The organism is Rhizobium sp. L9 (assembly GCF_002531885.1).
Lineage (GTDB): Bacteria > Pseudomonadota > Alphaproteobacteria > Rhizobiales > Rhizobiaceae > Rhizobium.
The window spans coordinates 20,001-45,550 of the sequence record NZ_NWSZ01000025.1 but is presented as its reverse complement, the minus strand read 5'-3'; the positions used below and the strand labels follow the sequence as shown (position 1 = coordinate 45,550).

Below are 25,550 nucleotides of genomic sequence, written 5' to 3'. Positions count from 1 at the left end.
GCGTAGCGCGCCGCAGGGGAAATGCACGAAACGGGGTCATCACGGCGATAGCGCCGTGATGGGGGGACGCCAATGCTCAGCAGGGTTCTCAGACGGTTCTGGAATGATCATCGTGGCTATGTCATCGCCTTGACGCTCATCGCCATGCCAATGCTTCTCGGCTTTTCGCTGCTGGTCATCGATGTCGGCCGCAGCAGCAACCTGCATACCGATCTCCAGAACGCGGTCGATGCGATGGCGTTGGCGGGGGCCCGGGAACTCGATGGCCGCGATGATGCCATTTCGAGGGCGCAGACGGCGATCGAGAAAATCGCCAATAGCGCGGCTTTCTCCGGCGGCGGGACCGGCATGTCGCTTGGCTCGTATATCAGCGTGAGCTATGACGCCGGCAATGATGCCGGAAGCACGGTTACCGTGCTTTTTCTGAAGAGCATCCCGGCCAACGACGATACGCCCATCCCGGCTTCGATGGAAACGACAGAGCCCAGCGAAGCTTCCTATGCCTGGGTCATCGCCAAGCCGCAAGCGATGCAGACGATCTTTCCGATTCCGGTCGGCTTCAACCGCGATACGATCAACATTGCCGCCGACGCCGTGGCGGTATACCACGCCAGCGCATGCGACGTGACGCCGATCTTTATCTGCAATCCGTTCGAGCCTGCTGGCAACACCAGTGAAAGCGCAGACGCAGCTGCCGCAGCCGCCTTGCACACCAATTTTGCGGCCGGCAATCTCTACGGTCGGCAGATCGAGCTTCACAGCACCTCGTCGTCCAGTCCCGGCCCCGGCAATTTCGGCTTCCTGCGAACCCCCTTGGGCAATGGTGCGTCCGTGCTGGCGGAGGCACTTGCCACCGGCAATCCCGGCGCCTGCTACACACAGGACAATCTTGATACCGAGACCGGCGCAATGGCGGGGCCCATCGAGGACGGGGTGAATACGCGCTTCGGCTTTTACGCCTCCTCGTTCAATAGCGCGAAGGGAGATTATCGTTACCGTCCTGCGCGAAACGTACGCTCCGCTCGGACAACCACCAAGGGAAAGCCGGGCTGCGATACCTATGCTCCGGTCATGGTCGGAGACGTTGTCGGCGATGCGACCAAGGCTTTGCCGCTCGGCTACGGAGCGGCCATGAGCTCGCTTGCCGGCGGCAAGATCAGCAGCGGCAACAATTGGAACTACACAACCTATTGGAATGTCGCGCAGGGCACGGCTGCGCCCTCGGTGAGCACGGTCCTCAGCAACTACTCCAGCTATCCCCCGCAGGCGACCGGAACACCGAGCCAGCCCTCCGCCTACGACGTTTATCGTTACGAGCTTGCTAACCCATCTCTGATCAACCATGCCTCGGCGAATGGCGAAACCGGCAAACCGACAACCGGCGGCCAGTGCTATACCGGCCCGGACCTTTCGAACTATACCGCGGCTGAATATGGTGATCGCCGCGAAATCTTCTCAGCCATCGTCAATTGTGGCTATGAAGCCTCAGTCGGGCATCTGAACGGTCATAAGGCCACCCGCGCCGTGGCCTTCGCGCGCATGTTCCTGACCAAGCCGGCGATAAAGGATTCCAGCGAACGCTACCTTTCCCTGGAGATGATCGACATCACCGGCAAGGGTGGTCGCGGTACGGCAGACGAATTCCTGCGGGAAGAAGCGGAGTTGGTTAGATGATGGCGCTCCGCAAGTTTATCTTGCATCAGCTTTGCCTCGGCTTCTGGCGGCGGGAGGAGGGCGCAGTGCTTGCCGAGGCGCTGCTCGCGATCCCCTTTGTGACGCTCTTTGCCGCTGCCATACTGGAGTTCGGCAGCATTTTCTGGCAGCGGATGCAGATCGACGCAGGTCTGCGGGATGCTGGGCGTTACCTCTCGCGATGCCGACCGCTGTCGGGAACTTATGTGCCGACATGCAATCAGGCAACGGCAAAGACGATCGCTTTTTACGGAACGCAGACACCTGCGGCAAACGCTCAACCGCGCGTCCCCGGCTGGAACGACCCTGCCGACATTACCATCAGTGCGCCCGATGCCGATGGGAACATTACCATTTCCACTGCGCATCTCTACCAGAGCTCGCCGGTATTCGGCTTTCTTGGAATCGACGCCATCACCCTCAGTTCCTTCCATGAAGAGAGATATATCGGATGGTGATCTTTCGGCAGATCAAGACATTCTGGCAGGATAGCAGTGGTGTCAGCCTTGTCGAAGCGTTGCTGACCTTTCCGATCGTCATGCTGGTATTCGCCGCCTTCATCGAGTTCGGCTATGCCATGTCGCAGTGGAATCAGACGGTCAAGGCACTGCAATATGGTGCCCGACTGGCGGCAGTATCAGATCCGCTGACAACCAATTTCAATGCCGTTTTCCCGACCGACGCTGCCGATCCGCTCAACAACGGCAAAGCCACTCCGAACGATGCCACGATATCGTCGACCTGCGGACCGGCTCTTGCCAACTGCAGCATGGCGGCATTGAACCGCATCGTCCTGGGAAGCGATGGCGTTTGCAACGTAGGAACCGATCCGCATCCCGGCATTTGTGACCTTAACTGGCGCATCAAGCGGGAGAATCTGGTTGTCACCTATCAGCGATCGGGACTTGGCTATTGGGGCCGCCCTGACGGGCCCGTGGTGACGATGCGGCTGGAGGTGCGCGACATCACCTTCGATCTGCCGATCCTCGGCGGGCTGTTGGGATTGAACGACGTCACCATCCCGGCCCATCCAGTAACGATCACGACGGAAGACCTGAAGACCTGCTCAACCTGCTGATTCCTTAATTAACGCGTAGGAAAGCGAAAATGACAGCGCACATGAACATTGCCGCATCCGCCAAGATCCTGGTTCTCTCCGACGACGCGGCTGCAGCGAGCTTCATGCTCGATACGTTCGGGTCGCTTTCGCGTTATGATGTCCGCCATTTCTCGCTTAAGGCGCTCGGAGAAAAGGGCCGGCTCGATCCGACGCAGTTCGACCTGATGGTTCTCGATGTCGACAACGGGGAATTGCTGCAGCAACCGGAGCTCTTCGCGTTTCGTACCAGCTACCGGGACATTCCGCTCGTCGTCGTTTCCGAAGACCTGCCGGACGACATGATGCGGCTGCTCTTCCGCCTGAACGGCAATGACTGGCTGAAGAAGCCGCTGGAGCGCCGCGCCCTCATCGACATGATTTCAACCCATGCGCCAGGCACCGGGGCCAGCGACAGCCGGGTGCATGCCGTGGTCTCAGCCGTCGGTGGCGCGGGCGCCAGCATGATCGCTTCGTCGCTTGCGCATTCGCTGGCTCAGCCGACCAAGAACTCGACGCCGCGGGTAGACCTGTTCGATACGGATTTTTGCTCCGGGGCGCTTGGCTACTATCTCAATCTTGTGAACGACTATGACTTGAAACCGGTGATCGCCAATCCTTCCCGGGTCGATCTTGAATTCATCGATCTCGTCCGAAAGCGGCATCCGGGAGGCTTTTCACTGCTTTCCTTCAAGCAGCCGTCAGTCCTTCTGTCGCCGAAGGGCGGTGAACTCGTGCTGCGTATGCTCGACGTGGCCGCCTTCGAGAGCGACCACACGGTCGTCGACGTCCCCTATTATGACACGCCGTGGAAGTACGAGGTGCTCACTTCGGTCAACAGCATCTACATCGTCACCGAAATGACGATCCCCGCGCTTTCCCAAGCCAAGGATTTGTTTACCAATCTGGCGCGGCTGCGAGGCAGTTCGGATCAGATATTCATCGTCATCAACAAATACCGCGCCAAGCTTTTCGGCCTCGGCCTGCGCCGGCAACAGACGGAGAAGATCTTCAAGGGCATCCCGACGCATGTCATTGCGGATGAATGGGATACTTTGAGCGAGGCGGTTAACCGGGGCGTGCTGCCGGCTCAGGTGAATTCCCGCGCGCGCTTCTGCGGCGCGGTCGGTAAACTTGGAGCATTGGTGCGATGAAGGCGAGTGACCGTGGCCGCATAAGGTCTTGCGTCGGCCTTCTGGTTCTGGCCGTTCTGGCCGTTGCCGGGGATGCCGCGGCAGCCGGGCTTGTGCCACGAACCCTGGGGCCGACGACAAGCACCATGGTGACGATTGAAAAAAGCTACGCGGCTGGAACGATCGTCATCGTCAGCGCGAACCGAACGCTGGATCTCGTCATCTCTGAAGGACGTGCGATCCGTTACAAGATCGGCGTCGGACGTGACGGATTTCGCTGGAGCGGGACCGTCAAGGTTGGGCGCAAGGCCGAGTGGCCCGACTGGCGCCCGCCTGCTGAGATGAAGGCGCGCGCGGCCGGACTTCCGGACTTGGTACCTGCCGGACCGCTCAATCCCTTGGGCGCTCGCGGGATCTATCTCTTCAAGGGCGGGACCGACACGCTCTACCGCATTCACGGAACGAACGAGCAGTCGACGGTCGGCGATTTCGCCTCATCGGGCTGTTTTCGCATGAGCAATGCCGACGTCATCGATCTTTATGAGAGGGTGAAAGTCGGTTCCACGGTCATTGTAAAATAGTTCAGGGGTGGGAAGCATGGCGAACGGCATCATGGGGCGTTTCTACAAGCATCAGCAGGAGCCTGAAAGCCGGGAACATCCGGAGGCGGCCGACCTGTCTCTCGTCGCAGCTCAGAACATGCCTGCCCGACCGGTCTCTGACAGCGCCACGGCGGGTGGCGAAGAGGCGTCGCTCGGGCCGGACATGGTTTCCGAGCGGGTCAATCTGCACCGTTACCTGCTCGATCGTATCAACCTCGGGATACTCGACACGCTTGACAATGAGGAGATCGCGACCGAGATCCGGCCGCTCGTCAAGGACTATATCCGGAGTAACAACTTTCCGCTGAATGCCAAGGAAATCAACGATCTGATCCGCGATATCACCGATGAGATGCTCGGGCTGGGACCGATCGAGCCGCTGCTGGCCGACGAGACGATCGCAGATATTCTCATCAACGGCTACAGCAGCGTCTATGTCGAGCGGAGCGGCAAGCTTGAAAGCACCGCCGTCCGTTTCAAGGACGAGGACCATCTGCTTCGGGTGATTAACAAGATAGTCTCGGCCGTCGGCCGCCGCGTCGATGAATCGACGCCGATGGTCGACGCCCGCCTCAAGGATGGCTCGCGTGTCAACGTCGCCATCAGGCCGATCTCGGTCGATGGGCCGCTCGTTTCCATCCGCAAATTCACCCGCAAGCCGCTGACATTGGAGCGCCTCGTGCAATATGGCGCCATGGCCGATGCGATGCGCATCCTTCTCAGCGCCGCCGTCAAGGGCAAAGTGTCCATGGTCATTTCAGGCGGCACCGGTTCCGGCAAGACCACCTTGCTCAATGCTCTCTCCTCTCAGATTTCTCCAAAGGAGCGCCTGATCACCATCGAGGATGCGGCCGAACTCCAACTGCAGCAACCCCATGTCGGGCGTTTGGAAACCCGACCGCCGACACTCGACGGACGCAACGAGATCCGTCAACGCGAACTTTTGAAAAATGCTCTTCGCATGCGTCCCGACCGCATCATCGTCGGCGAAGTCCGTGGCGACGAGGCGTTCGACATGCTGCAGGCGATGAATACTGGTCACGAGGGGTCGATGACGACTATCCACGCCAACACGCCCCGCGACGCCGTCGGCCGACTCGAACAGATGGTCGGCATGGCGGGGATGCCGATGTCGCAGTTGAGCATTCGCTCACAGATCTCGTCGGCCATCACCATCATCGTGCAGGTCCAGCGCTTGAGCGACGGCAGCCGCAAAGTTGTCTCGATTTCCGAGATCACCGGCATGGAGGGCGAAGTCGTGCAGATGCAGGAGATTATGAAGTTCAAGAAAATCGGCACTGACGAAGGCGGGCGGATCCATGGCGAATTCCGCGCCACCGGCATCCGGCCGCGATTCGTCGAGGAATTTGCGGAACTCGGGATCGAGATTCCCGTGGCAATTTTTGATCCCGGTAAACCGCTCCAAACGGGACCTGTTCAATGACCCTGACTCTCGTTTACGCTGCCGTTTTCACCGCGGCCCTTGTCGCTGTTGAAGCGATTATGCGCGGCTACTTCAAGACATCCGAACGCCACCGCGCCGTGAACCATCGGTTGAGCTTGCTCGAGGTCAGCGATGATCATCGCAAGACCTATAGCGATATGCTCAAGGAGCGGGGTGTCGCCGGTGGTTGGCGGCAAACCCCCATGATGCAGCGGCTGCTGCGGTTCTACGCGCAGTCGGGAATCAAGTTCGATGCCAGGCGATTTGCTCTCTTCGCGATCGCTGGCGCACTTTTTACGTGGCTGGCAGTTCAGTTCCTCGTGCCGAGCACTCTGTTTAGAATACCCGTCTTTCTGCTGATCTGCCTGCTCATCCCCGCGTTGGTCGTCTGGCGCGCCCGGGCGAGCCGCATGAAGAAATTCGAGCTGAAGCTTCCTGAAGCGCTCGATGTCGCCAATCGCAGCCTGGCCGCCGGCCACCCGCTGCCGGCGGCGATTTCTTTGGTGGCACGCGAGATGCCTGATCCGATCGGCACCGAGTTCGGCCTCCTCTCGGATGAACTCACCTACGGCGTGACGCTGGACGATGCTCTTGTGAACTTAGCCGATCGGGTCGGCGTCGAGGACCTGAATCTGCTTGCGATATCGTTGAGCGTACAGGCGGGAACCGGCGGCAATCTCGTGGAGATCTTGCAGAACCTTTCGAAAACGCTGCGAGACCGGTCGATGCTCAAGGCAAAGGTCAGGGCGATTTCGTCTGAAGGACGCATCACGGCGATCTTCATGTCGATCTATCCGTTTTTGCTCTACGCGATGATCAAGGCGTTATCGCCGACCTACTTCGATCCCGTCTGGGACAGCGGCCACGGACCTGCCGTTGTGAGCATTCTGCTGGCCATCATGGCGATCGGGAATGTCATTCTCTACAAGATGGTCAACTTCGAGTACTGAGGCGGTCATGTCGAGCGAGTATGGAATCTACCTCATCGTCTTCTTTGCAGTGCTGATATTTTCGGCGGCAGCCTCGGAATTGTTTTTTCGACAGCGCGAGGTCTCGGTTCGGGTGTCGAAGAGCTCGGCGGTGCGCGACGAGTTCCATGTTGGCGATACGACGATTGCCGATCTCGGCGAGGCGGAAAACCGCCTGATCCGCCGCTATTTCGAAATTACGCGACGTGACACGAATCTGAACTCCACCCAGAACCGGCTGATTCGGGCGGGCTATTTTGCTGCCGGCGCGGTGACCACCTTCCAGGTGGTCCGCGCGGTGATTTGTATCTGCATGCTGGTCGGGGCGGTCTGGGCCCTAAACCGGATCGCGCCAAACATGCCGCAGATAGGCGCCCTGATCATTGCCATGTTTGCTGCGGGCGCGACCTTTATTCTCGTCAACATTTATATCGACCGGCGTGGCACCGCCAAGGAGAGGGAATACCGCCGTCTCTTTCCAGATTTCATGGATATGCTGATCGTCTGCCTCGATGCAGGGATGAGCATCGAAGCGGCCGCGAACCGTGTTGCCCGGGAATTCGTGGACAAGCAGCAGGACTTCGGCCTCCATCTCTCGATCATGATGCTGGAAGTTCGGGGCGGCCGGCGACTGCGTGAGGCGCTCGCTAACCTGGCCACCCGCCTGAGAATCGACGAGGCCCGGGCCCTGTCCGTTCTGTTCCGCCAATCGGAGGAGCTCGGGACCAGCGTCACGCAGACGCTGCGGGTCTACAGCAAGGAAATGCGCGACCTGCGTATTGTGCGCGCCGAGGAAAAGGCGAACGCCTTGCCGGTCAAGATGCTGCTGCCGCTGGGCGCGTTCCTTTTTCCGGTAAGCCTCGTCATTGTACTCGTGCCCGTTGTTATGCGTGTCATCAGTCTTCTTGTCGGCATGAAACCCGGCGGTTAAGCCAAGCGAGGTCGTATGCAGTATTCGCTCGAACAGAATCGTGACGCGATCATTTCCCTCGATCCGCGTATGCCAATGGCACCGGGAAGCATAGAGCAAGCGGGATTGGATCAGTCGTTCCTGCTTCGGCTGGCCGCAAAATGTGCGGCCGAGCAGGATACGACCACGGCCTCTCATCTCGCTGAACGCATGAAATTGCCGAAAGTGATCGTCAATATCCTGATCAAGGAACTGGTGAAACTCGCATACCTCGAGGCTCGCGGCCTGGCGGGTGAGGATGTCAGATCCGATGTCCGATATGCGCTGTCAATGAAAGGGTTCGAATATGCCCACGCGGCGTCGCGCCAATGCCAATATGTCGGGCCGGCGCCGGTGTCGCTCGACGCGTTCTGCCGACAAATAGGTTTGCAGTCCATCCATCACGAGCGCGTAACCCCAGAGCGGCTGACCGACAGCCTTGAGGGGCTGGTGCTCTCGCACACCCTGGTCGAAAAACTCGGCCCGGCCATCAACTCCGGTCGCTCTATCCTGCTTTACGGACCGCCCGGCAACGGGAAGACCAGCATCGCCGAGCGGACGTCGCAACTGTTTCGGCAAACGATCTGGGTGCCATATGCCATCGAGGTCGGCGGTCATGTCATCAGTTTCTATGACGAGGCCGTGCATCACCCCGTGTCGGAGGCTGGCACGGACTCCCATTCGAAAGCCGATCAACGATGGATCGAATGCCGCCGTCCGGTGGTCAAGACGGGCGGGGAATTGACCCTCGATCAGCTCGATCTCACCTTCAACGCCGGGCCAAATGTCTATGAAGCACCCATACACTTGAAAGCGTCCGGCGGCGTGTTCATCATCGACGACTTCGGGCGTCAGCAAGTGGCGCCACAGGCGCTCATCAATCGCTGGATTGTGCCGCTCGAGCGCGGATATGACTTTCTGACGCTGCACACCGGCAAGAAGTTCAAGGTTCCCTTTGACGAGCTGGTCGTGTTTTCGACGAATATCGCACCGAAGGACCTCTCCGACGAGGCGGGCTTGCGGCGCCTCAAATACAAGATCTTTGTCAACACTCCGTCACGCGACGAATATCTCAGAATTTTCAAATCCTACGCCAGCGGCACTGGATTGGTTGTCTCTGACCCAGAGCTGAACTTGTTCTACGATCGCAAGTACAACGGCGATGTGCTGGCGTCTTGCTACCATCCGAAATATCTTCTCGATTTCGTCGGTTCCTACTGCGAGTTTAATGGCTTAGCGCGAATCGCGTCGCTTGATATGCTCGAACGCGCGTGGGAAGGTGTATTTACGTCGGAATGATTGCGGACTTGGCGCTGATCACGGCCTGTTCCTGGACAATGCCAACGCAGATTTGATGACTTACGGGGAGTAAGCGAATGACCGGCATCCCGAATATCGACGTCGAAGTCGACGGCGCAAAACCAAGCCATATGCGAACGCCAGAGCCGAGAGCCTCAAGAAACCCGCTGCTCGTCGGTTTGATCCTCATGCTCCTGCCTGTGAATGCCGGCGTTCTCATTTATACGGCCAAGAACTCGGCCGATGTTCGCGAGAGCCGCGAGACCATCGCTGCGCTTAAAAGGTCCATCGATGGCCTGAGAGGACAAATGGAAAAGCAGTCGCGCAACATCGCGGAGAATGCCAAGGCCGACGAAGTCGCACTGATCCGCCAGGAGATGGATAGCCTGCAAAAGTCCATTCTGTCGATCAACGAAGGAATGCGCAACGACATGAGCGGTGCACGCATGGGTTCAGCTTTGGTCCTCAGTGCACCCGGCAAGGAACCGGCACAGTTTTTCGCACCCCGTGGCGTGTCAGCGGAAACACAAACTGCAGATAGCACCCTTGCGTCGATCGAAGCCGGCGGCATTTCCGTCAGTAACCTGCCGCGTTACGAACGCACACTCTCGCCGGAAGGCAAGCTCATTCTTCGGAAGGCACGGTAAACACCGACTCGCCGAAATCTCCAAAGCAATCGGTGGACGCCGCCAGGGGCGCCGTGCCGCTGCTCACATCTAGGGCGTTCTCATCTCGACGCAGATTGCCGATCGCTGAAGGATCGATTACCGCTGAGCATACTTCACGCTGTTCTTCATCAGTTCGAGATTACGGGCAGTGACTTCGTTTCCGGGATCAAGCTCATAGGCTTTCAGGAAATAGCGCCTGGCGGTACGCAGGTCACCGCGTAACAGGTGAGAATAGCCGATATTGTTGTAGTAGACCGGGGTGTTGCCGATCATCCGCGAGAGTTGCTGATAAGCGCGGTCGGAGGTATCGAAGCGGGCAACCATATCGGCGGAGGCCGCCAAGCCTAACCAGGCGGCCGGGTCTTCCGGAAAAACGTCAACCGCTCGCTTGTAGATGGCGTAGGATTTTCCGTAATTCTTTTCCTGAAACTGCAGTTTGCCGTTGGTTATCAGCTCGTCGTTCTTGTAGAAGGCGACGGCCGAGTCATCCTGGAGAGTTTTTGCGCTGTCGCCGTAAGCAGCCAGACCATCAACGCCGGATGACTGGCAACCAGCCAAAATGGCTCCGGTCGCCAGCAAAAAGGCAATGCATTTAGTCCCAGCTCTGATCTGCAGCATTGGCAATTTGATCCCCATCAGACATTCTTACCCAAGACTCGGATGCGTTCACCGGCATCATCGTGAAAAAAAGCTAACAACTCAAGAATTTAAGCAGATACTCACAAAAAAGGCGACAGAGGCGGTCTTCGCTGGCTTGCGCCATGGGCAATAAACGCCAACTACTCGGGGTAGGCAACATGTGCGCCCCAAAATCTCGGCCTGATAGAAAAATTTGGCGGCGCATGTCGCTCCGCTTAGAGCAATTCCAGGAAAAGTGTGAAACGGTTTTCCCAGGCAAAGCGCGAAGCGCCTTTGCCGGGAATTGCGTAAAAACAAAAACTTGGAGCGGTTCTGCGCTTCCGTGAAAAGCTGAACCGCTCTAGTCCTTGGCGCTGAGGATCTCGATCGTCCGCTCGTCGAATTTTCCTTGATAAAAACGGTCGATCGCCCGGTGGAAGGGCGAGTCATGATCGCTGATCGCTGCAAACAAGGTCATCGATGAGCGCAGCTTGAGATCATCAGGCGAGCCGAGGATGTCATGGGCCGATCGGCCGTCGATCGATAAAAGAGCCTCGACGCAGCGCAGCAGCCGGCTTGAGAGCGTGGGATCGGCGAGGTAGGCGGCCGCTTCCCCGGCCGAGCGTATGGCATATTTTTCCGCCATTGCAGAAGTGCCGAGCCCAGCGATCTGCGGGAAGATGAACCACATCCAATGAGACGTTTTCCGTCCGGCCTTCAGCTCGGAAAGCGCCTGCTCGTAGACGCCGTTTTGGGCATTGACGAAACGTTCGAGATTGTAATCGATCTTGCCGGCCATGGTTCTTTCCCTTGCTGTCAACGCAGCTTGAGCCAGAGGGGCTCCATGCCCGGCGAAGAAACTTCTCCCTGGGCGAACAACAACGTCGCCCGGGGTAGTCGGCTTGCTGTCAGCAGACCCGTTCAGCATAAGGGCTGCTGTCACGGCAATGGCCGTAAGGCTGATGATGCGGCGTATCGCCAGGGGTGGCGGCAATGGCCGATGTCGTCACCGGATCCGTCACACTGGAAGAATATGCGGCAAAACCAACAAAGCTCAAGACAACCAACGCTGCGACCACCACGATGCGCTCGAAACCGGAAAGTTTCTGCGCGCTGACATGTTCCACATAGTCACGCTCGCCTGGACCCAGAGATTCGTCCTCTTTCACGTGGAGGGTCACCATGTCCTGGCGACGGCTTAAAGTTTCACAATCTGTCATTTTTAATTACTCCTGCAACACATGCGGTCGGTCGAAGAGTAAACTCTCACCCTCGCGTCGAACCGGCTCGGCATGCGTGCATGCATGTGTGTCTTCAATCGTGGCAATTGAAGGGGCAATATTCAAACTCAGTGTTCAAAAATTCGTACCAATAGATGCAAAATATCGTGAAGCTCTGGCTCGCCGGAATGATCCGGGTTAGTCATTGACCGCATCTCTCATAAGGACCGCCCCATGAGCAAATTCTTCGGTGCGATGTCGGTCGCCCAGCTTTCCGTTCTCATCCAAGGCGGCGCCGCCGATCCGGTCGATGTGGCCGAGACGGTATTCGAATCCATAGCGAACTATGCCGACAAGGCGGTCTTCACCACACTGCTCGAAGGTCGGGCGGTGGAGGAGGCGCGCGCCTGCTCCAAACGTTTGCGGGAAGGGCGCTCGCTCGGTTTGTTGGACGGCATTCCGATCGCCTGGAAGGATCTTTTCGACATTGAAGGCCTGCCGACGACGGCGGGGTCAATCGTCCTGGCTTCCGACGCACCCGCCAGCCGTGATGCGGCGGTCGTCGGTCTTCTCAGGCAGGCTGGCATGGTCGCCATAGGCCGAACCAATATGAGCGAATTTGCCTTTTCCGGTCTGGGCATCAATCCGCATTACGGCACGCCGGTCAATCCGCGTGGGACGGATCTCCCGCGTATTCCCGGCGGCTCCTCCTCCGGCGCCGGTGTCGCGGTCGCGGCCGGGCTGCTGCCGGTCGCGGTGGGCACGGATACCGGCGGCTCGGTGCGCATTCCCGCTGCGTTCAACGGAATCGTCGGCTACAAGGCGACACGCAGCCGTTATGCGATGGATGGAGTTTACCCGCTGGCAAAAAGCCTCGATTCGCTGGGGCCGCTCTGCCGCAGCGTCAGGGACGCAGTCTGGATCGATGCGGCACTGCGGGGCTTGACCGCGCCTGACGTCGGCGAGCCCGACCTGCCGGGGCTGGAATTGCTTGTGCCAGAAAATGTCGTTTTCGATGAAGCCGAACCGGGTGTCGTCGCCGCGTTCGAGGCAGCGTTGCAACGCCTACAAAGGGCCGGCGCCCATGTATCCCGCACCGTCATCCCAGCGTTCAACGAGATTTTCGATCTGATGACGAGATACGGCCCGCTGGTGACGGCAGAGGCGTTCGCCCTTCACCACGAACGCCTCGCGGGACCGGATGCAGACCGCATGGACCACCGCGTCGTCATGCGCACTCGCTTGGGAAGCAGGACGACGCTGCCCGACTATATAGCGATCCTGCAGGCGCGCGATCGGCTTATCGCCGACGTCGATCGCCTGGTCGGTAACCGCCTCATCGTCTTTCCCACTGTTGCCCATGTCGCTCCGCCGATCAGCCCGCTGGAGCGCGACGACGAGCTCTTCTTCGCGACCAACAACAAGACGCTGCGCAACACCGCGCTCGGTAACTTTCTCGACTGGTGCGGCGTTTCCGTTCCCTGCGGCACGGCCGGGGCCGGTATGCCTGTCGGCCTGCTGCTTTCAGCGACCGCCCATCGCGACGAGGCGCTGTTGGGGGCTGCCCTGGCCGCCGAGGCAGTCATCCGTGGCGATTTCGCTTGACGGCAATTGAAGCGCGCGGGCTTTTTTTGCCATTAATGGAACGAGAAGCTTTCTGGAGGAAGGCACATGCAGCTTTTGCAGAACGGACGCTTTGCGGTTTCGACGTGGTCACTGCACCGGCTGCTCGGCGCGGTCCATGCCTACAGCCCTGATCCCAGCAAAAGTGCTGCCCCCAAAGAACCGTATGGCCCCGGTGTCGCGGCGCTGATCGACGTTCCGGCGGCGCTGGCGGTACGTGGCATCCATCGGCTGGAGATCTGTTCCTTCCATCTGCCGAGCCTCGAAACCGGCTACCTCCACGAGCTGCGCGACGCGATGGCAGCGTCCAATGTGCTGTTCCAGACGCTGCTGGTCGAGGACGGTGACCCGAGCCATCCCGAAACGGCCGAACGCGACGTCGAATGGATGGCGCGTTGGATCGACATATCCGCTGCCCTCGGGGCTGAGCGGATGCGGGTCATTGCCGGCAAGCAGAAGCCGACGGAGGAAAACCTTGCTCGCGCTGCCCGCCATCTGAACTGGTTGGCCGACAAGGCCAAAGGCAGTGGGGTGCGCGTCGTTGTCGAGAACTGGTTCGACCTGCTGCCGTCGCCGGTGGAGATGAACTGGCTGCTGGAGCGGCTGGACGGCAAGGTCGGCCTTAACGGCGACCTCGGCAATTGGTCGGCACCCTCCAAGTACGAAGGTCTTGCCGATATCATGCGCCGAGCGGAAATCTGCCACGCCAAGGCCGATTACGGCCCTGCAGGTCTCGATGCTGACGATTACCGCAAGTGCCTGGAGATGTGCGAGAAGGCCGGTTACGCCGGGCCTTTCACGCTCATCTATGACTCGCCCTTCTTCCCCGATGAATGGGACGGCATCCTGCTGCAAAAAGCGTTCATCGAGGATTTCCTGCGCGAGGCGCCGACGCGAAAGACCGGTTAATCACGTTTATTCCTGGCGCGGGAACCTTTGGCTCTCCTCCAGCACGTTCAGATCCATGTGATTGCGCATGTAGCGCTCCGAGGCTTTCTGCAGCGGCTGGTAGTCCCAGGGATAGTAGGCGCCGTTGCGCAACGCTGCATAGACCACCCAGCGTCGCGCCTGGCTTTCGCGCACGGCTGCGTCGAAATCGCCAAGGTTCCAGCGCCGGCTTGCCTGCTCGGTTAGCCGCGCCAAGCCTTCCGCATGCGAGGGATCGCTCGCCAGATTATTCAATTCTCTCGGGTCGGCCTCGAGGTCGAAAAGCATCGGCGGGTCCTTCTCGCAGAGCGACAGCTTGTATCGCCCATCCCTCAGGCAGACGAGCGGCGCTTCGGAACCTTCAGCGGCATATTCCATCGGCACGGGGCCGCGGCTGCCGGTGCCTTGGGCAAGCGCTGCGAGATCCCAGCCCTCGGTCCACGGTTTCAACGAGGCGATATCGATGCCGACGAGGCCGACGAGCGTCGGCGTCACGTCGAGGGTGGAAACCGGCTGGTCGATGCGCTTCGGCGCCCAGCCGGGCGCTGCGATCATCAGCGGAACGCGAGCCGATCCTTCGAAGAAGTTCATCTTGAACCAGAGGCCGCGATCGCCGAGCATATCGCCATGGTCGGACACGAAGAGGATGATCGTATTGTCGGCCATGCGGCTGCGTTCGAGCACGTCGAGGATCTCGCCGATCTTTTCATCGACGTAGGAGATATTGGCGAAATAGCCGCGTCTTGCCCGTCTGATCTGTTCGCGGCTGATGTCGAAAGCATCCTGGTCGCAGGCTTTCATCAGGCGCTGCGAGTGCGGGTCCTGCTCATCGAAAGCGATCGGCGCAACTGCCGGATCGAGGGCCGGGCAGTCCTCATAGAGATCCCAGAATTTGCGGCGCGCGACATAGGGGTCATGCGGATGGGTGAAGCTGACGGTCAGGCACCAGGGGCGCTCGTCATGGCCACGGGAGAGATCATAGAGTTTCCGCGTGGCGTGATAGGCGACCTCGTCGTCATATTCCATCTGGTTGGTGATTTCGGCCACACCGGCGCCCGTGACCGAGCCGAGATTGTGGTACCACCAGTCGATGCGCTCGCCGGGCTTGGTGTAGTCGGGCGTCCAGCCGAAATCCGCCGGGTAGATATCCGTCGTCAGGCGTTCCTCGAAACCGTGCAGCTGATCGGGGCCGACGAAATGCATCTTGCCTGAGAGTGCGGTCTGGTAACCGGCGGCGCGCAGATGATGGGCATAGGTCGGAATGTCGGAGGCGAATTCGGCCGCATTGTCGTAGACGCGCGTTCGGCTCGGCAATTGTCCCGACATGAAGGATGCCCGCGCCGGCGCGCAGAGCGGGCTTGCCGTATAGGTATTGGCGAAGCGCACCGAGCGCTCGGCCAGGGATTTCAGATGCGGCGCATGAAGGAAATCGGCCGGACCATCGGGAAACAAGGTCCCATTCAACTGGTCCACCATGAGAATGAGGATATTCGGGCGCGCCATATGATTTGCCTTTTGCTATTTGAAGATTTTATTGAAGCGCCTATCATTGCGCCTGTAAAGGCAGCTTTTTTCGATAGCTGCCTAAAGGGATTTTTATGGCACAACACCCGCCTGAGCTTGGATGGATGCGCCTTTTCGTTGAAGTCGCGCGACTGGGCAGTTTTTCGGCGGCTGCGACGCTACTCGGGCTGACCCAGCCCGCCGTCAGCTACCAGATCCGCCGGCTGGAAGAACAGTTCGGTGTCAGCCTGCTGCGCCGCCAGCATCGTGGCGTCGAGCTGACCGCGGAAGGCGAGCGGCTTCTCACGGTGGCGGCCAAAGCGGTCGGCGACATCGATGCACTCGCCCGCAGTTTTCGCGTCGAAGCTCAACGGCCGGTCGTCAGGCTCAGGACAGACTATGCATTCTCGGCACTTTGGCTGATCCCACGGATGGAGAGGTTTCGCCTTCTGCATCCAGAAACGGACATACAGATCATTGCGACGCAGAGGCTTGCGGCCGGATTCCGCGATGAAGCCGATGTCGCGGTGGTTTTCGGTACGCGTAAGGAATTTGCAGCCGTCGGTACGCTCCTGCTGCCGGAGAGGGTCGTGCCCGTCTGCACGCGCGGATTTCTCGATCGCAACGGCCCCCTCGACGATCCAAGAGAGCTCGCAAAGGCGCGGCTGATCCATCTTGACGGACCGCTGCCATCGCCCTGGTTCGACTGGCGCAGCTACTTTGCCGAATTCTCGGTCCTGCGCGACATCAACGCCGGGCGCGGCGATATCAGCTTCAATACCTATTCCTTGGTCATCCAGGCCGCCCTCAGCGAGCAGGGCGTGGCGATCGGCTGGAAGGGCCTCGTCGATACGCTTCTTTCGGCACGCATGCTCGTCGAAGCCGGTCCACCGCTGGAGGCGCCCGACCACGGTTACTGGCTGGTGCCGCCGCGGTCTCCAAACGTTCACAGCGAGAGGCTCAGCGCCTGGCTGGTGGATGAGGTGAAGAGAAATGATTAGCGGCGGTTGCAGTTCTGTCCGGGAGAAGCCTTGTCATCGGCGATCGCGATCGACATTGTGGGGCCGAATCGATGGCGAAGGTAGCTGAAGCATGCGAACGATCGGATATGTCATAGGTCTGCTCATGGTCTTGCTCGGCCTGATCTGGATCGGGCAGGGAAGCGGCTATTTTCCCTATCCGGCGTCCAGTTTCATGATCGCTCAAAAGATCTGGATGCTCTGGGGAGCCATTCTGGCCGCAGCGGGTATCGTGGTGATCGTCATGCTCTCGCGGCTGCGTCGCAGAGGATGAATTGCTGCTGCCGTCTGGCGGCAAATCCGGCCGCTGACGGCCTGTCGAAATGAGGAGAATGGCATGAGCGCAGCTGAAATCGACGGTTTTGCCGACCGTATCAGAAAGCACCAGGGCGGCATGATCTCCGCCTGGGTCGGCATCCCCGATGCCATGCTCGTCAACCATTTGGCGCAAGAGGCTTTCGATGCCGTCGTGCTCGATATGCAGCACGGCATGTGGGATATGCAATCGGCGGCAAACGCCGTCGCTCAGGTTCGTCTCGCCGGAAAGCCGGCCATCGCCCGCATACCCGTCGGCGATTTCGCTTCCGCCTCGCGCCTGCTCGATGCCGGCGCCTCCGGCATCATCGCGCCGATGATCAATTCGGCAGAAGATGCGCGAGCGCTGGTCAGGACCACGAAATATCCGCCGCTCGGCGAGCGAAGCTGGGGGCCGTCATTGGCGCTGAACCATACCGGCCTGTCGGCCGATGCCTATCTCAAGAGCGCCAACGAGCTCACGGTCGCCATCGCCATGGTTGAGACCCGCGCCGCGCTCGATGCGATCGACGGCATTCTTGGCGTTACCGGCATCGACGGCATTTTCGTCGGCCCTGCCGATCTTTCGATAGCTCTGTCGAACGGCGATCAGGTGGCGCCGAACGCCGCCGAGATCGACAGCGCTATGCAGCACGCCGTTTCCCGCTGCCGCGCCCACGGGAAATTCGCCTGCGCCTATGCCGGCGATGGCGAACGGGCCGGGGAACTGCTGAAGTACGGATTCGATCTGGTCATCGCCGGCGCGGAGACCGTGCAACTGCGCGCCGGCGCCCGCCGAGCGATCAACGCTGCGCGCAGGATCGCTTCCGCCGGCTGAGCTCGTCTCAGCGAGCCGGTTTGGCCGCCAGCCAGATCACGTGGCGGGCGCCGCGCTTGCGGTTGGCGCGGGTATTGACCACGTCGACGGAGAAGCCGCTGTCCTTGAGACGGCGGGTGAAATCGGGATCTGGGCCGGACGACCAGACGGCGAGCACGCCGTTGGGGCGAAGCGCGTCGCGGGCGGCGCGAAGGCCGGCGAAATCGTAGAGCCGGTCATTGGATTTGCGGGTCAACCCGTCCGGGCCGTTATCGACATCGAGCAGGATCGCGTCATAGGCAGCCTTGCCGGCGCGGATCGCCTCGCCAACATCGCCCTGGTGAATGTGGACGCGCGGGTCGTCTAGACATCCCTTGAAAACTTCGGCCATTGGTCCGCGCGCCCAGGCGACGACAGCGGGCACCAGTTCCGCGACGATGACGCCGGCATCTTCGGGAACGACGGCAAGGGCGGCGCGCAGGGTAAAGCCCATGCCGAGCCCGCCGATCAGGATTTTCGGCTTTGGGTGCGCCTTGATCCGCTCCCAGGAAAGGGTCGCCAGCGCTTCTTCCGAGCCGCTGAGGCGGCTGTTCATCAGCTCGTTGGCGCCGAGCATGATCGAGAATTCGCCGCCGCGCCGCTTCAGCCTGAGTTCGCCGTCTTCGCCGGGAATGGTCGCGGAATCGAGCTGGATCCAGGGCAGCATGATGGTTTCGCCTCACATGAAAGGGACGGTCCCTAGCATAGCGCAAAGGGCGAGGCCAGCGAGCCGATCTTAGACCATCCGGATGAAGTGACCCTGCTCCACTTCGACGATATCATCCTGTGGCGCGGCAGAACGGCGGCGGATATCCTCGACTTCATCGGGCCTCAGCCGGGCTTTCGGGTCTTCGAAACGGACATCGGGATCGGGCACGGCCGAAAGCAGCAGTCTTGTATAGGGATGCAGCGGATTGTCGATCACGCTGGCGGTGCTGCCCCATTCGACGATCTGGCCCGCATACATCACCGCGATGTCCTCCGCGACATAGCGGGCGGTGGCGATGTCATGGGTGATGTAGAGCAGGCCGAGATTCATATCCTGCTTCATTTCGTTCAACAGGTTGAGCACCCCCAGGCGCACCGAGACGTCGAGCATCGAGGTCGGTTCGTCCGCAACGATCACCTCGGGCTTGACGGCAATGGCGCGGGCGATATTGACGCGCTGGCGCTGACCGCCGGAGATTTCGTGCGGATATTTCGGCGCGACGAGATCGGGATCGAGCCTGACGCGCTGTAGCAGTCTGCGGACCGTGATGTCGATCTCAGCTCCGTTGATCTCCGGCCGGTGCAGCTTCAAGGGCCGCCTCAGATGATGGGCGATGGTATGCGTCGGGTTGAGCGAAGCGAAAGGGTCCTGGAAGATCATCTGTACCGAGCGGCGATAGCGAGCGATCTCATTTGCTCTCGCCCCTTCCACCGGGCGGCCTTTAAAGAGGATCTGCCCCGATGTCGGCTGATATTCGCGCATCGCCATCCGCGCGCAGGTGGTCTTGCCGCTGCCGGATTCGCCGACGAGCGCCAGCGCCCGGCCGGCATGCAGCGAAATGGAGATCGAGCGAGCGGCATGAACGGCGGATGCGCCGTGGCCGAAGGTCTTCGTCACATTGTCGAGGGCAAGGATGGCATCGCTCACAGCAGCACGCCTCCATGAAGCGAGGGAAAGGAGGCCCACAGCTTCTTCGTGTAGGCGTGTTTCGGCGTCCTGTAGATCGCCTCGGCGCCGTTCTGCTCGACAAGCTTGCCCGCAAGCATGATGCCGATACGGTCGCAGAACTGCACCATCAGCCCGAGATCATGGGTGATGAACAGCACGGAGAAGCCAAAGCTGCGGCGTAGCTCGTTGATGCGCTGCAGGATTTCGCGTTGAACGACGACGTCGAGCGCCGTCGTCGGCTCGTCCATGACGACCAGCTTCGGATCGAGCGCCATGCAGATGGCGATGACGATGCGCTGGCGCATGCCGCCGGAAAACTGGTGCGGATAGTCGCACATGCGGTCCGGCGCGATGTCGACGAGCTTGAGCATCTCGGCAGTGCGTTCGCGCGCTTGCGCACGGCTCATATTCTTGTGGGTGCGCAGCACATCGTAGAACTGCCTCTCGATGCGCAGCACAGGGTTCAACGAGTTCATCGCGCTCTGGAAAACCATGGCGACCTCGCGCCAACGGAACGCGCTGAGCGCCTGCTGGTCGAGGCCGAGCACGTCGCGGCCGTCGAGCAGGATCCGGCTTTCCCTGCGGATCAATGCCGGCGGCTTGTGCAGCCGGCTGATGGCAAAGGCGATGGTGCTCTTGCCGCAGCCGGATTCGCCGGCAAGGCCGAAGACTTCGCCCGGTGCGACATCGAAGCTGACATCGTCGACGGCGCGGAAATCCTTCTCCTCGCCGATGTAGTCGATGGTGAGGTTCCTCACCGAAAGCAGCGGCTGGGTCACAGGCGACCCTTCCCGGAACGGACGAGCAGGGACCAGCGCTTCAGTTGATTGCCGGTGCGCAGACGCGGATTGGCGATCTCGTCGACGGCGAAGTTCAGCAGCGACATGCCGATCCCGAGGAAGGCGAGCGCGAAGCAGGGGGTGAGGATATCCCACCAGGCGCCGACCGAAAGGGCCGAGGCCTTCTGGGCATTGTAGAGCATCGTTCCCCAGGAGATCGCTTTGGGATCGCCGAGGCCCAAGAATTCCAGCGTCGCCTCGGTGATGATGGCGAAGATGACGCTGCCGATGAAATTGATGCCGACGATCGAGATCACGTTGGGGAAGATCTCGAATGTCATGATGCGCCATTGCGGCTCGCCCATCATCTCGGCCGATTTGACGAAATCCTTCTGCTTGACGGAAAGCGCCTCGGCGCGGGTGACGCGCGCGCCCCAGGCCCACGAAGTGGCGCCGAGGATGAGGGCGATGACGACGGGACTTGCCTGACCGATGAAGGCGGCGAGCACGAGCAGCAGCGGCAGGTTGGGAACGACGAGCACCATATTGGTGAAGAAGCTGATGACTTCGTCGGTCTTGCCGCCGCGATAACCGGAAATGATGCCCAGCGCGGTGCCGGCGAGGGTGATCAGCAGCCCGGCGCCGAAGCCGACGGCAAGCGAGGTGCGGGCGCCGTAGAGCAGCCGGGCGAAAACATCCTGGCCGATGCGGGTGGTGCCGAGCAGATGGTCGAGCGACGGCGGCTGATGCGGCCTGCCGGTGCGGGCGGCGGGATCGTATTGCGTCAGCAGCGGCGCTGCGATCGCGACGACGACGATGAACGCGATGATGATGAGGCCAACAAGGGCCTTGCGGTTTCGAAGCAGGCTTTTCATCTCAAGCTCCCTTCAGCCGCGGGTCGAGCAAGATATAGCTGACGTCGACGATGAAATTGGCGATCAGCATGGTCGCGGTCATGATGAGGAGCTGGCCCTGGATGACTGGATAATCGCGGGCGAGGATCGCCTGGTACAGAATATTGCCGAGGCCGGGATAGTTATAGACGACTTCGGTGACCAGCGAACCGCCGAGGATGGTGCCGATGGCGATGGCAAGGCTGGAGACGGTCGGCAGCAGGGCGTTGCGCGCCGCATACCACAGCATCACGTGCCGGTCGGAAAGGCCCTTGGCGCGGGCCATGACGATATAGTCCTCCCCGAGCAGGTTGATCATGTTGTTGCGCATGGTCACGGTGAAGCCGCCGATCAGCACGGTGCAGAGCGTCACCATCGGCAGAATGCCGTGATAGGCGACGCTGCCGATATAGTGCAGGCTGAAGGCCGGATCGAGCGACGGGTCGGCGGCATAACCGTTCGGGAACCAGCCTAGCGTGAAACCGAAGATGAAAAGCACGATCAGCGAGGTAACGACGGCTGGGACCGAGGTCGCGAAGATCGCGCCGACGGAAACGACGACATCGAACCTGCTGCCGCGCCGCCAGGCGGCGACGATACCGAACAAGGTGCCGAGCGCGAAGCTGACGATCGTCGCTGTTCCCATCAGGCCGACGGTCCAGACGAGAGCATGGCCGAGCACCGAGGTGACCGGCAGCGGGAAATATTTGATCGAGCGGCCGAGATCGCCGGTGAAGATGCTGCCGAGATAGGTGAGATATTGCTGCCAGAGCGGGCCGTCGACGAAGCCGAAGGTGAGCTTCAGCGCCTGCAGGCTTTCCGGCGGCAGTTCTGTGCCGGCGCTCGAAAACATGATCTGCACGGGATCGCCCGGCATCAGCCGGGGCAGAAAGAAATTGATCGTCGCTGCCGCGATGAAGGCTGCCATATAGAAGACGAGGCGGCGAAGCAGGAAAGCCATGGGAACTCCGTCGTGACGGGAGCGGCGTTTCAAGACCGCTCCCGAGACCATGATGCTTTACTTCACAGGTTCCAGGGCCAGCAGGTTCAAGAGGCGTGCCGGATTGGTGCGCGAGATCGACGGATTGACGAAGGGGTTTTCCTTGGTCGACCAGCCGGTGAAACGCTTGGTGTTGTACTGGTACCAATTCGGATTGTTGAAGACTGGAATCATCGGCATGTTTTCGGCAACGATGCGCTGTGCCTTGTTCATCGCCTCCTTCTGCTTGGCAAGGTCTGCTGTCTGGGTGAACTCGGTGACGAGTTTCTCGACATCGGGGTTGAACCAGCGCTGCGCGGTGAAGCGGGTCTTGCCCTTGTCCGAAGCACTGAAGGCGCGCTTGTAGGGATAATAAGGCGAGGCCGAAGCCGGCAGGCTGTTGATCGCCGCATCGAACTTGCCGGCGATGAGGTTGCCGGTCCAGACGGCTTCTTCAGGCGTTTCGATCTTGGCGTCGATGCCGACCGCCTGCATGCCTTCGACGGCGATGTTGACCGTGTCGACCCAGTCCGTCCAGGAGTTCGGGACGATGATCGAGAAGGAGATCTTGCTGCCGTCGGGATTATCACGGAAGCCGTCGCCGTCCTTGTCCTTGTAGCCGGCCTCGTCGAGCAGGGCCTTGGCGGCGTCGGCGTCATACGTCGCGAACTTGCCGAAGTCGGCCTTGACGGACGGATCCGCCCAGCTCCTGTAGAGCTCGCCCATCAGGCCGGGGTCTTCGTTCAGCGTCGGATAGCCGTAGCCGGCGACGTCGATCATCGTTTTGCGATCGAGCGCCATACCGATGGCGCGGCGGAATTTCACATCGTTGAAGGCCTTTCTATTGTTCTCGTTCGCCGTTTCCAGATTGAACAGGAAGGCGACCATGCTGCTCGGTGAATACCAGTAATGGAAATGCGCCGGGTCCTTCGCGACATAGACGTTGTCGATATCGGGAATGAAGGAGACGCCCCAGTCGAGCGTGCCGTCGGCGGTCGCCGTCAGGATCTGGTTGTTGTCGGCAAGCTGCGGGAAGCGAATGCAGTCGACCTTCAGATGCGCATTGTCCCAGTAATTCGGGTTGCGGCACTGGTCGTAGGTCTGGCCGGTGAAGCGCGGCACCTCGGTCAACGGCCCGCTGCCCACCGGGTTCTCGTTGGCGAAGGTGACAGGATCGGCGACATCCTTCCAGACATGTTCGGGAACGATCGGCAGCTGCGAGATCTGCTCGGCAGCAAGCGAGCTCGGATTGGCAAGCGCGAAGCGCACCGTCTGGCCGTCGACGGCCTGCACGTCGGTGACGAAGGTCCAGATGCTGACGAAGTCGAGCGCCGGGAACTTTTTCAGATAATCATAGGTGAACTTGACGTCGGCTGCCGTCAGCGGTTTGCCATCAGACCATTTCAGGTTCGGGCGCAGCTTGAAGTCGATGCTCTTCAGGTCGTCGGAGAGCTTGAAAATTTCGGCCAGGCGATAGACCGGCTTGTTGCTGTCGAAGCGATTGAAAATAACCAGCGGCTCATAGATGAAATCGAGCGTCGATTGGCGCGCCGAGGTCTGGTTGAACGGGTTGAAGTTGCGAACCCAGGTCGTGGCCGGTTCGATATTCGCCGTCAGGATCGTCTGCGCCATGGCGGATCCCGAAAGCAGCGTCAGTGCGGCGGCTGCAAATAGATACTTTTTCATGTTCCATTCCCCTTTTCTTATGCGTGAAAAATGATCTGCCGGTCAGGCGGCCGGCACGCTGGCAAACATGTCTTCCACCTCGGCATGGGCGGCGCGGACGTCGATCTTGAGATTGCCGAGGCGAGCCTTGCCGGCGGCGATACGCTTCAGAGCGGCATCCGTGAGCGGGCGGGCGGCCTTGGCGGCGGCTTCGCTTTCCCTGACGTCCCCGTGGCTGTGGAGGGCGATATCGAAACCCGCATCGAGGACTTGGGCGACGCGTTCCGGCAAGGTGCCCGTGAGCGACTGCATGAAGATGCAGTCGGAGATCAGCACGCCCTCGTAACCCATCTCTTTGCGGATCACGTCGTGCATGACAGGCGAGACGGATGCCGGCAATTCGGCATCGTAGGTCGAGTAGACGACATGGGCGACCATGGCCCAGGGCGTATCCTTCAGTGCGACGAAAGGCTTGAAATCGGTGGCGGTGAGCGTCTCACGACTGGCATCGACGACCGGACGCTCCTTGTGGGAGTCGAGCGTGGCGCGGCCGTGGCCGGGAATATGCTTCATGACCGGCATGTTGCCGGTCTCTAGCAGCCCGTCGACCACCTCACGGCCGAGGGCAGCGATGAAGTCGGGATCGGGGCCGAAGGAGCGGGCGCCGATGACCGCACTCGTCGTCTCGAAGACGAGGTCGAGAACGGGCGAGCAGCCGCTGGAAAGGCCGAGTTCCGTCATCATCGCGCCCATGGCCTGGGAGGAAAGGCGCAGTGCTTTTTTGCCGAGATCGAAATCGCGGCGGGCCAGTTCGGCGAACTGGCCGAAGCTGCGGAAGAGCGGCCAGGGACCGGCGTCGAGATGCTGGACGCGGCCGCCTTCCTGGTCGGTGAAGACGGGCGCATCCTCTCGGCCGACGGCTTCGCGGAAGCGTTCGATCAGCCGCTTTGTCTGCTCCGGCTCGCGCTGATTGCGCCGGCCGACGAACAGGCCGAGCGGATTGGTCTCGCGAAACAGGGCGAATTCGTCATCCGAAATCGCAGGGTTCGGGAGACCGACAAAAAGGGCGAGCGGGGTCGAGGACACTTCTGGAACTCCGGTATCAGCTGGTCATTTCGGCGCGCTTCGCAGCATGCCTTCGTAAATGCCCTTGTCGGGGGCAGGGATGGCGATCGCACCCGCGGTGGTGGCGTAGAAATCGACAGGCCCGGCATCGCCGATGAAGGCATAGGCATGGCCGAGCGTCTTCATCGTCTGAAGGCAGGCGGAAAACAGCGCGAGACCGATGCCCTTGCCACGCGCGTCGGGATTGACGCCGGTTGGGCCGAAGAAGCCGCGGGCCGTCGTGTCATAGCAGGCAAAGCCGAGCAGCTTGCCGCCGTCGACAGCAATCTGGCAGGCGACGGGTTGGCGGGAAAAAGCAACCGAGACCTCGCTTGCCCAGTTCTCGCTGAATTGTTGGCGAACCCAGTTGACGACCAGGTGCAGTTCCGGAGGAAGAGCCGGACGAATGGAGGCGCGGACATTGTCGGCCCGCTCTTTCAGGTCGGCGAGCCTGTTGGAATATAAGCTCACAAGCAGGTCTGGCACCTGTCTCTCCTCCAGATATTCCTTTATAGCGGAATATATATCCGTTTAATGTCATAGACTTGGCTATCTAACTGGG

27 protein-coding genes are annotated in these 25,550 nt (G+C 60.4%); 15 read left to right on the top strand and 12 right to left on the bottom strand.

All coding sequences use genetic code 11. The features are described from left to right. The first annotated feature begins 72 nt into the window (after positions 1 to 72). The 10 genes from CO660_RS23845 to CO660_RS23800 all read left to right on the top strand — a co-directional run bounded on the left by CO660_RS23845 (position 73) and on the right by CO660_RS23800 (position 9,830). Complete coding sequence (locus CO660_RS23845) at positions 73 to 1,674, top strand: TadE/TadG family type IV pilus assembly protein (RefSeq protein ID WP_097600794.1); 1,602 nt, start codon at positions 73 to 75, stop codon at positions 1,672 to 1,674. Further along, positions 1,671 to 2,150: a TadE/TadG family type IV pilus assembly protein gene (locus CO660_RS23840; protein WP_085781105.1), complete on the top strand. Its 480-nt coding sequence runs from the start codon at positions 1,671 to 1,673 to the stop codon at positions 2,148 to 2,150. The genes CO660_RS23845 and CO660_RS23840 overlap by 4 nt, the downstream gene beginning before the upstream one ends. Continuing rightward, positions 2,144 to 2,770 carry a TadE family protein gene (locus CO660_RS23835; protein ID WP_097600793.1) on the top strand — a complete coding sequence of 209 codons (627 nt, stop codon included), beginning with the start codon at positions 2,144 to 2,146 and terminating at the stop codon, positions 2,768 to 2,770. The genes CO660_RS23840 and CO660_RS23835 overlap by 7 nt, the downstream gene beginning before the upstream one ends. A gap of 29 nt (positions 2,771 to 2,799) precedes the next feature. Then, on the top strand, positions 2,800 to 3,942 hold the full coding sequence (locus CO660_RS23830; protein ID WP_097600792.1) for a response regulator/pilus assembly protein: 1,143 nt from the start codon (positions 2,800 to 2,802) through the stop codon (positions 3,940 to 3,942). After that, entirely contained in the window at positions 3,939 to 4,502 is a 564-nt protein-coding gene (locus CO660_RS23825; RefSeq protein WP_097600791.1) for a L,D-transpeptidase, read from the top strand. Before CO660_RS23830 ends, CO660_RS23825 begins: the two co-directional genes overlap by 4 nt. Before the next feature lie 16 nt (positions 4,503 to 4,518). Next, positions 4,519 to 5,967 carry a CpaF family protein gene (locus tag CO660_RS23820; RefSeq protein WP_097600790.1) on the top strand — a complete coding sequence of 483 codons (1,449 nt, stop codon included), beginning with the start codon at positions 4,519 to 4,521 and terminating at the stop codon, positions 5,965 to 5,967. Next, positions 5,964 to 6,917, top strand: a complete 954-nt coding sequence (locus CO660_RS23815; RefSeq protein ID WP_097600789.1) for a type II secretion system F family protein — start codon at positions 5,964 to 5,966, stop codon at positions 6,915 to 6,917. The genes CO660_RS23820 and CO660_RS23815 overlap by 4 nt, the downstream gene beginning before the upstream one ends. Before the next feature lie 7 nt (positions 6,918 to 6,924). Next, a complete protein-coding gene (locus CO660_RS23810) occupies positions 6,925 to 7,866 on the top strand; it encodes a type II secretion system F family protein (protein ID WP_097600788.1) in 942 nt (313 codons plus the stop codon). Between the two features lie 15 nt (positions 7,867 to 7,881). After that, positions 7,882 to 9,183: an AAA family ATPase gene (locus CO660_RS23805; RefSeq protein WP_097600787.1), complete on the top strand. Its 1,302-nt coding sequence runs from the start codon at positions 7,882 to 7,884 to the stop codon at positions 9,181 to 9,183. Positions 9,184 to 9,260: 77 nt separating this feature from the next. Then, positions 9,261 to 9,830 (top strand): hypothetical protein, encoded by a 570-nt coding sequence (locus CO660_RS23800; RefSeq protein WP_097600786.1) that lies wholly within the window; start codon positions 9,261 to 9,263, stop codon positions 9,828 to 9,830. Positions 9,831 to 9,947: 117 nt separating this feature from the next. On the opposite strand, the gene CO660_RS23795 is transcribed toward CO660_RS23800, so the two are convergent. From CO660_RS23795 to CO660_RS23785, 3 genes are all read right to left on the bottom strand, one after another. Then, entirely contained in the window at positions 9,948 to 10,469 is a 522-nt protein-coding gene (locus CO660_RS23795; protein WP_097600785.1) for a tetratricopeptide repeat protein, read from the bottom strand. A 361-nt stretch (positions 10,470 to 10,830) separates the two neighbouring features. Beyond that, on the bottom strand, positions 10,831 to 11,268 hold the full coding sequence (locus tag CO660_RS23790; RefSeq protein WP_097600784.1) for a DUF1810 domain-containing protein: 438 nt from the start codon (positions 11,266 to 11,268) through the stop codon (positions 10,831 to 10,833). 109 nt (positions 11,269 to 11,377) lie between these two features. After that, the gene (locus CO660_RS23785) at positions 11,378 to 11,653 is read right to left on the bottom strand and encodes a hypothetical protein (RefSeq protein WP_176536365.1); all 276 of its coding nucleotides are present in this window, start codon (positions 11,651 to 11,653) and stop codon (positions 11,378 to 11,380) included. 270 nt (positions 11,654 to 11,923) lie between these two features. On the opposite strand from CO660_RS23785, the gene CO660_RS23780 reads away from it, so the two are divergent. Together CO660_RS23780 and CO660_RS23775 are read left to right on the top strand one after the other, a co-directional pair. Continuing rightward, complete coding sequence (locus CO660_RS23780) at positions 11,924 to 13,294, top strand: amidase (RefSeq protein WP_097600782.1); 1,371 nt, start codon at positions 11,924 to 11,926, stop codon at positions 13,292 to 13,294. A gap of 66 nt (positions 13,295 to 13,360) precedes the next feature. Then, positions 13,361 to 14,221, top strand: coding sequence for a TIM barrel protein (locus CO660_RS23775; RefSeq protein ID WP_097600781.1), 861 nt, complete (start codon positions 13,361 to 13,363; stop codon positions 14,219 to 14,221). 6 nt (positions 14,222 to 14,227) lie between these two features. Here the strand turns inward: CO660_RS23775 and betC are convergent, their stop codons facing one another. Next, positions 14,228 to 15,742 carry a choline-sulfatase gene (gene betC, locus CO660_RS23770; RefSeq protein WP_097600779.1) on the bottom strand — a complete coding sequence of 505 codons (1,515 nt, stop codon included), beginning with the start codon at positions 15,740 to 15,742 and terminating at the stop codon, positions 14,228 to 14,230. A 95-nt stretch (positions 15,743 to 15,837) separates the two neighbouring features. Here betC and CO660_RS23765 point away from each other — a divergent pair, with 95 nt between their 5' ends. The 3 genes from CO660_RS23765 to CO660_RS23755 all read left to right on the top strand — a co-directional run bounded on the left by CO660_RS23765 (position 15,838) and on the right by CO660_RS23755 (position 17,893). Next, positions 15,838 to 16,743 carry a LysR family transcriptional regulator gene (locus CO660_RS23765; protein WP_097600778.1) on the top strand — a complete coding sequence of 302 codons (906 nt, stop codon included), beginning with the start codon at positions 15,838 to 15,840 and terminating at the stop codon, positions 16,741 to 16,743. A gap of 91 nt (positions 16,744 to 16,834) precedes the next feature. Then, entirely contained in the window at positions 16,835 to 17,035 is a 201-nt protein-coding gene (locus CO660_RS23760; protein ID WP_097600776.1) for a hypothetical protein, read from the top strand. A 63-nt stretch (positions 17,036 to 17,098) separates the two neighbouring features. Then, positions 17,099 to 17,893 (top strand): aldolase/citrate lyase family protein, encoded by a 795-nt coding sequence (locus CO660_RS23755; RefSeq protein WP_097600774.1) that lies wholly within the window; start codon positions 17,099 to 17,101, stop codon positions 17,891 to 17,893. Between the two features lie 7 nt (positions 17,894 to 17,900). Here the strand turns inward: CO660_RS23755 and CO660_RS23750 are convergent, their stop codons facing one another. From CO660_RS23750 to CO660_RS23715, 8 genes are all read right to left on the bottom strand, one after another. Further along, on the bottom strand, positions 17,901 to 18,578 hold the full coding sequence (locus CO660_RS23750) for a hypothetical protein (protein WP_097600773.1): 678 nt from the start codon (positions 18,576 to 18,578) through the stop codon (positions 17,901 to 17,903). Positions 18,579 to 18,647: 69 nt separating this feature from the next. Continuing rightward, positions 18,648 to 19,547 carry an ABC transporter ATP-binding protein gene (locus tag CO660_RS23745; RefSeq protein ID WP_097600772.1) on the bottom strand — a complete coding sequence of 300 codons (900 nt, stop codon included), beginning with the start codon at positions 19,545 to 19,547 and terminating at the stop codon, positions 18,648 to 18,650. Continuing rightward, entirely contained in the window at positions 19,544 to 20,347 is an 804-nt protein-coding gene (locus CO660_RS23740; RefSeq protein ID WP_097600770.1) for an ABC transporter ATP-binding protein, read from the bottom strand. Before CO660_RS23740 ends, CO660_RS23745 begins: the two co-directional genes overlap by 4 nt. After that, positions 20,344 to 21,222, bottom strand: coding sequence for an ABC transporter permease (locus CO660_RS23735; protein WP_097600769.1), 879 nt, complete (start codon positions 21,220 to 21,222; stop codon positions 20,344 to 20,346). Before CO660_RS23735 ends, CO660_RS23740 begins: the two co-directional genes overlap by 4 nt. A 1-nt stretch (position 21,223) precedes the next feature. Further along, a complete protein-coding gene (locus tag CO660_RS23730) occupies positions 21,224 to 22,201 on the bottom strand; it encodes an ABC transporter permease (RefSeq protein ID WP_097600768.1) in 978 nt (325 codons plus the stop codon). Positions 22,202 to 22,258: 57 nt separating this feature from the next. After that, positions 22,259 to 23,905 carry an ABC transporter substrate-binding protein gene (locus CO660_RS23725; RefSeq protein ID WP_097600767.1) on the bottom strand — a complete coding sequence of 549 codons (1,647 nt, stop codon included), beginning with the start codon at positions 23,903 to 23,905 and terminating at the stop codon, positions 22,259 to 22,261. Between the two features lie 42 nt (positions 23,906 to 23,947). Next, positions 23,948 to 24,970 carry a glycoside hydrolase family 3 N-terminal domain-containing protein gene (locus CO660_RS23720; RefSeq protein WP_097600766.1) on the bottom strand — a complete coding sequence of 341 codons (1,023 nt, stop codon included), beginning with the start codon at positions 24,968 to 24,970 and terminating at the stop codon, positions 23,948 to 23,950. A gap of 24 nt (positions 24,971 to 24,994) precedes the next feature. Further along, entirely contained in the window at positions 24,995 to 25,474 is a 480-nt protein-coding gene (locus CO660_RS23715; protein ID WP_097600764.1) for a GNAT family N-acetyltransferase, read from the bottom strand. Positions 25,475 to 25,550 lie beyond the last annotated feature (76 nt).

What these genes read in the sequence shown, in the direction of transcription:
- CO660_RS23845 (WP_097600794.1), top strand. Translation starts at nt 73, where the DNA reads ATGCTCAGCAGGGTTCTCAGACGGTTCTGGAATGATCATCGTGGCTAT.
- CO660_RS23840 (WP_085781105.1), top strand. Translation starts at nt 1,671, where the DNA reads ATGATGGCGCTCCGCAAGTTTATCTTGCATCAGCTTTGCCTCGGCTTC.
- CO660_RS23835 (WP_097600793.1), top strand. Translation starts at nt 2,144, where the DNA reads ATGGTGATCTTTCGGCAGATCAAGACATTCTGGCAGGATAGCAGTGGT.
- CO660_RS23830 (WP_097600792.1), top strand. Translation starts at nt 2,800, where the DNA reads ATGACAGCGCACATGAACATTGCCGCATCCGCCAAGATCCTGGTTCTC.
- CO660_RS23825 (WP_097600791.1), top strand. Translation starts at nt 3,939, where the DNA reads ATGAAGGCGAGTGACCGTGGCCGCATAAGGTCTTGCGTCGGCCTTCTG.
- CO660_RS23820 (WP_097600790.1), top strand. Translation starts at nt 4,519, where the DNA reads ATGGCGAACGGCATCATGGGGCGTTTCTACAAGCATCAGCAGGAGCCT.
- CO660_RS23815 (WP_097600789.1), top strand. Translation starts at nt 5,964, where the DNA reads ATGACCCTGACTCTCGTTTACGCTGCCGTTTTCACCGCGGCCCTTGTC.
- CO660_RS23810 (WP_097600788.1), top strand. Translation starts at nt 6,925, where the DNA reads ATGTCGAGCGAGTATGGAATCTACCTCATCGTCTTCTTTGCAGTGCTG.
- CO660_RS23805 (WP_097600787.1), top strand. Translation starts at nt 7,882, where the DNA reads ATGCAGTATTCGCTCGAACAGAATCGTGACGCGATCATTTCCCTCGAT.
- CO660_RS23800 (WP_097600786.1), top strand. Translation starts at nt 9,261, where the DNA reads ATGACCGGCATCCCGAATATCGACGTCGAAGTCGACGGCGCAAAACCA.
- CO660_RS23795 (WP_097600785.1), bottom strand. Translation starts at nt 10,469, where the DNA reads ATGCTGCAGATCAGAGCTGGGACTAAATGCATTGCCTTTTTGCTGGCG.
- CO660_RS23790 (WP_097600784.1), bottom strand. Translation starts at nt 11,268, where the DNA reads ATGGCCGGCAAGATCGATTACAATCTCGAACGTTTCGTCAATGCCCAA.
- CO660_RS23785 (WP_176536365.1), bottom strand. Translation starts at nt 11,653, where the DNA reads ATGGTGACCCTCCACGTGAAAGAGGACGAATCTCTGGGTCCAGGCGAG.
- CO660_RS23780 (WP_097600782.1), top strand. Translation starts at nt 11,924, where the DNA reads ATGAGCAAATTCTTCGGTGCGATGTCGGTCGCCCAGCTTTCCGTTCTC.
- CO660_RS23775 (WP_097600781.1), top strand. Translation starts at nt 13,361, where the DNA reads ATGCAGCTTTTGCAGAACGGACGCTTTGCGGTTTCGACGTGGTCACTG.
- betC (WP_097600779.1), bottom strand. Translation starts at nt 15,742, where the DNA reads ATGGCGCGCCCGAATATCCTCATTCTCATGGTGGACCAGTTGAATGGG.
- CO660_RS23765 (WP_097600778.1), top strand. Translation starts at nt 15,838, where the DNA reads ATGGCACAACACCCGCCTGAGCTTGGATGGATGCGCCTTTTCGTTGAA.
- CO660_RS23760 (WP_097600776.1), top strand. Translation starts at nt 16,835, where the DNA reads ATGCGAACGATCGGATATGTCATAGGTCTGCTCATGGTCTTGCTCGGC.
- CO660_RS23755 (WP_097600774.1), top strand. Translation starts at nt 17,099, where the DNA reads ATGAGCGCAGCTGAAATCGACGGTTTTGCCGACCGTATCAGAAAGCAC.
- CO660_RS23750 (WP_097600773.1), bottom strand. Translation starts at nt 18,578, where the DNA reads ATGCTGCCCTGGATCCAGCTCGATTCCGCGACCATTCCCGGCGAAGAC.
- CO660_RS23735 (WP_097600769.1), bottom strand. Translation starts at nt 21,222, where the DNA reads ATGAAAAGCCTGCTTCGAAACCGCAAGGCCCTTGTTGGCCTCATCATC.
- CO660_RS23730 (WP_097600768.1), bottom strand. Translation starts at nt 22,201, where the DNA reads ATGGCTTTCCTGCTTCGCCGCCTCGTCTTCTATATGGCAGCCTTCATC.
- CO660_RS23725 (WP_097600767.1), bottom strand. Translation starts at nt 23,905, where the DNA reads ATGAAAAAGTATCTATTTGCAGCCGCCGCACTGACGCTGCTTTCGGGA.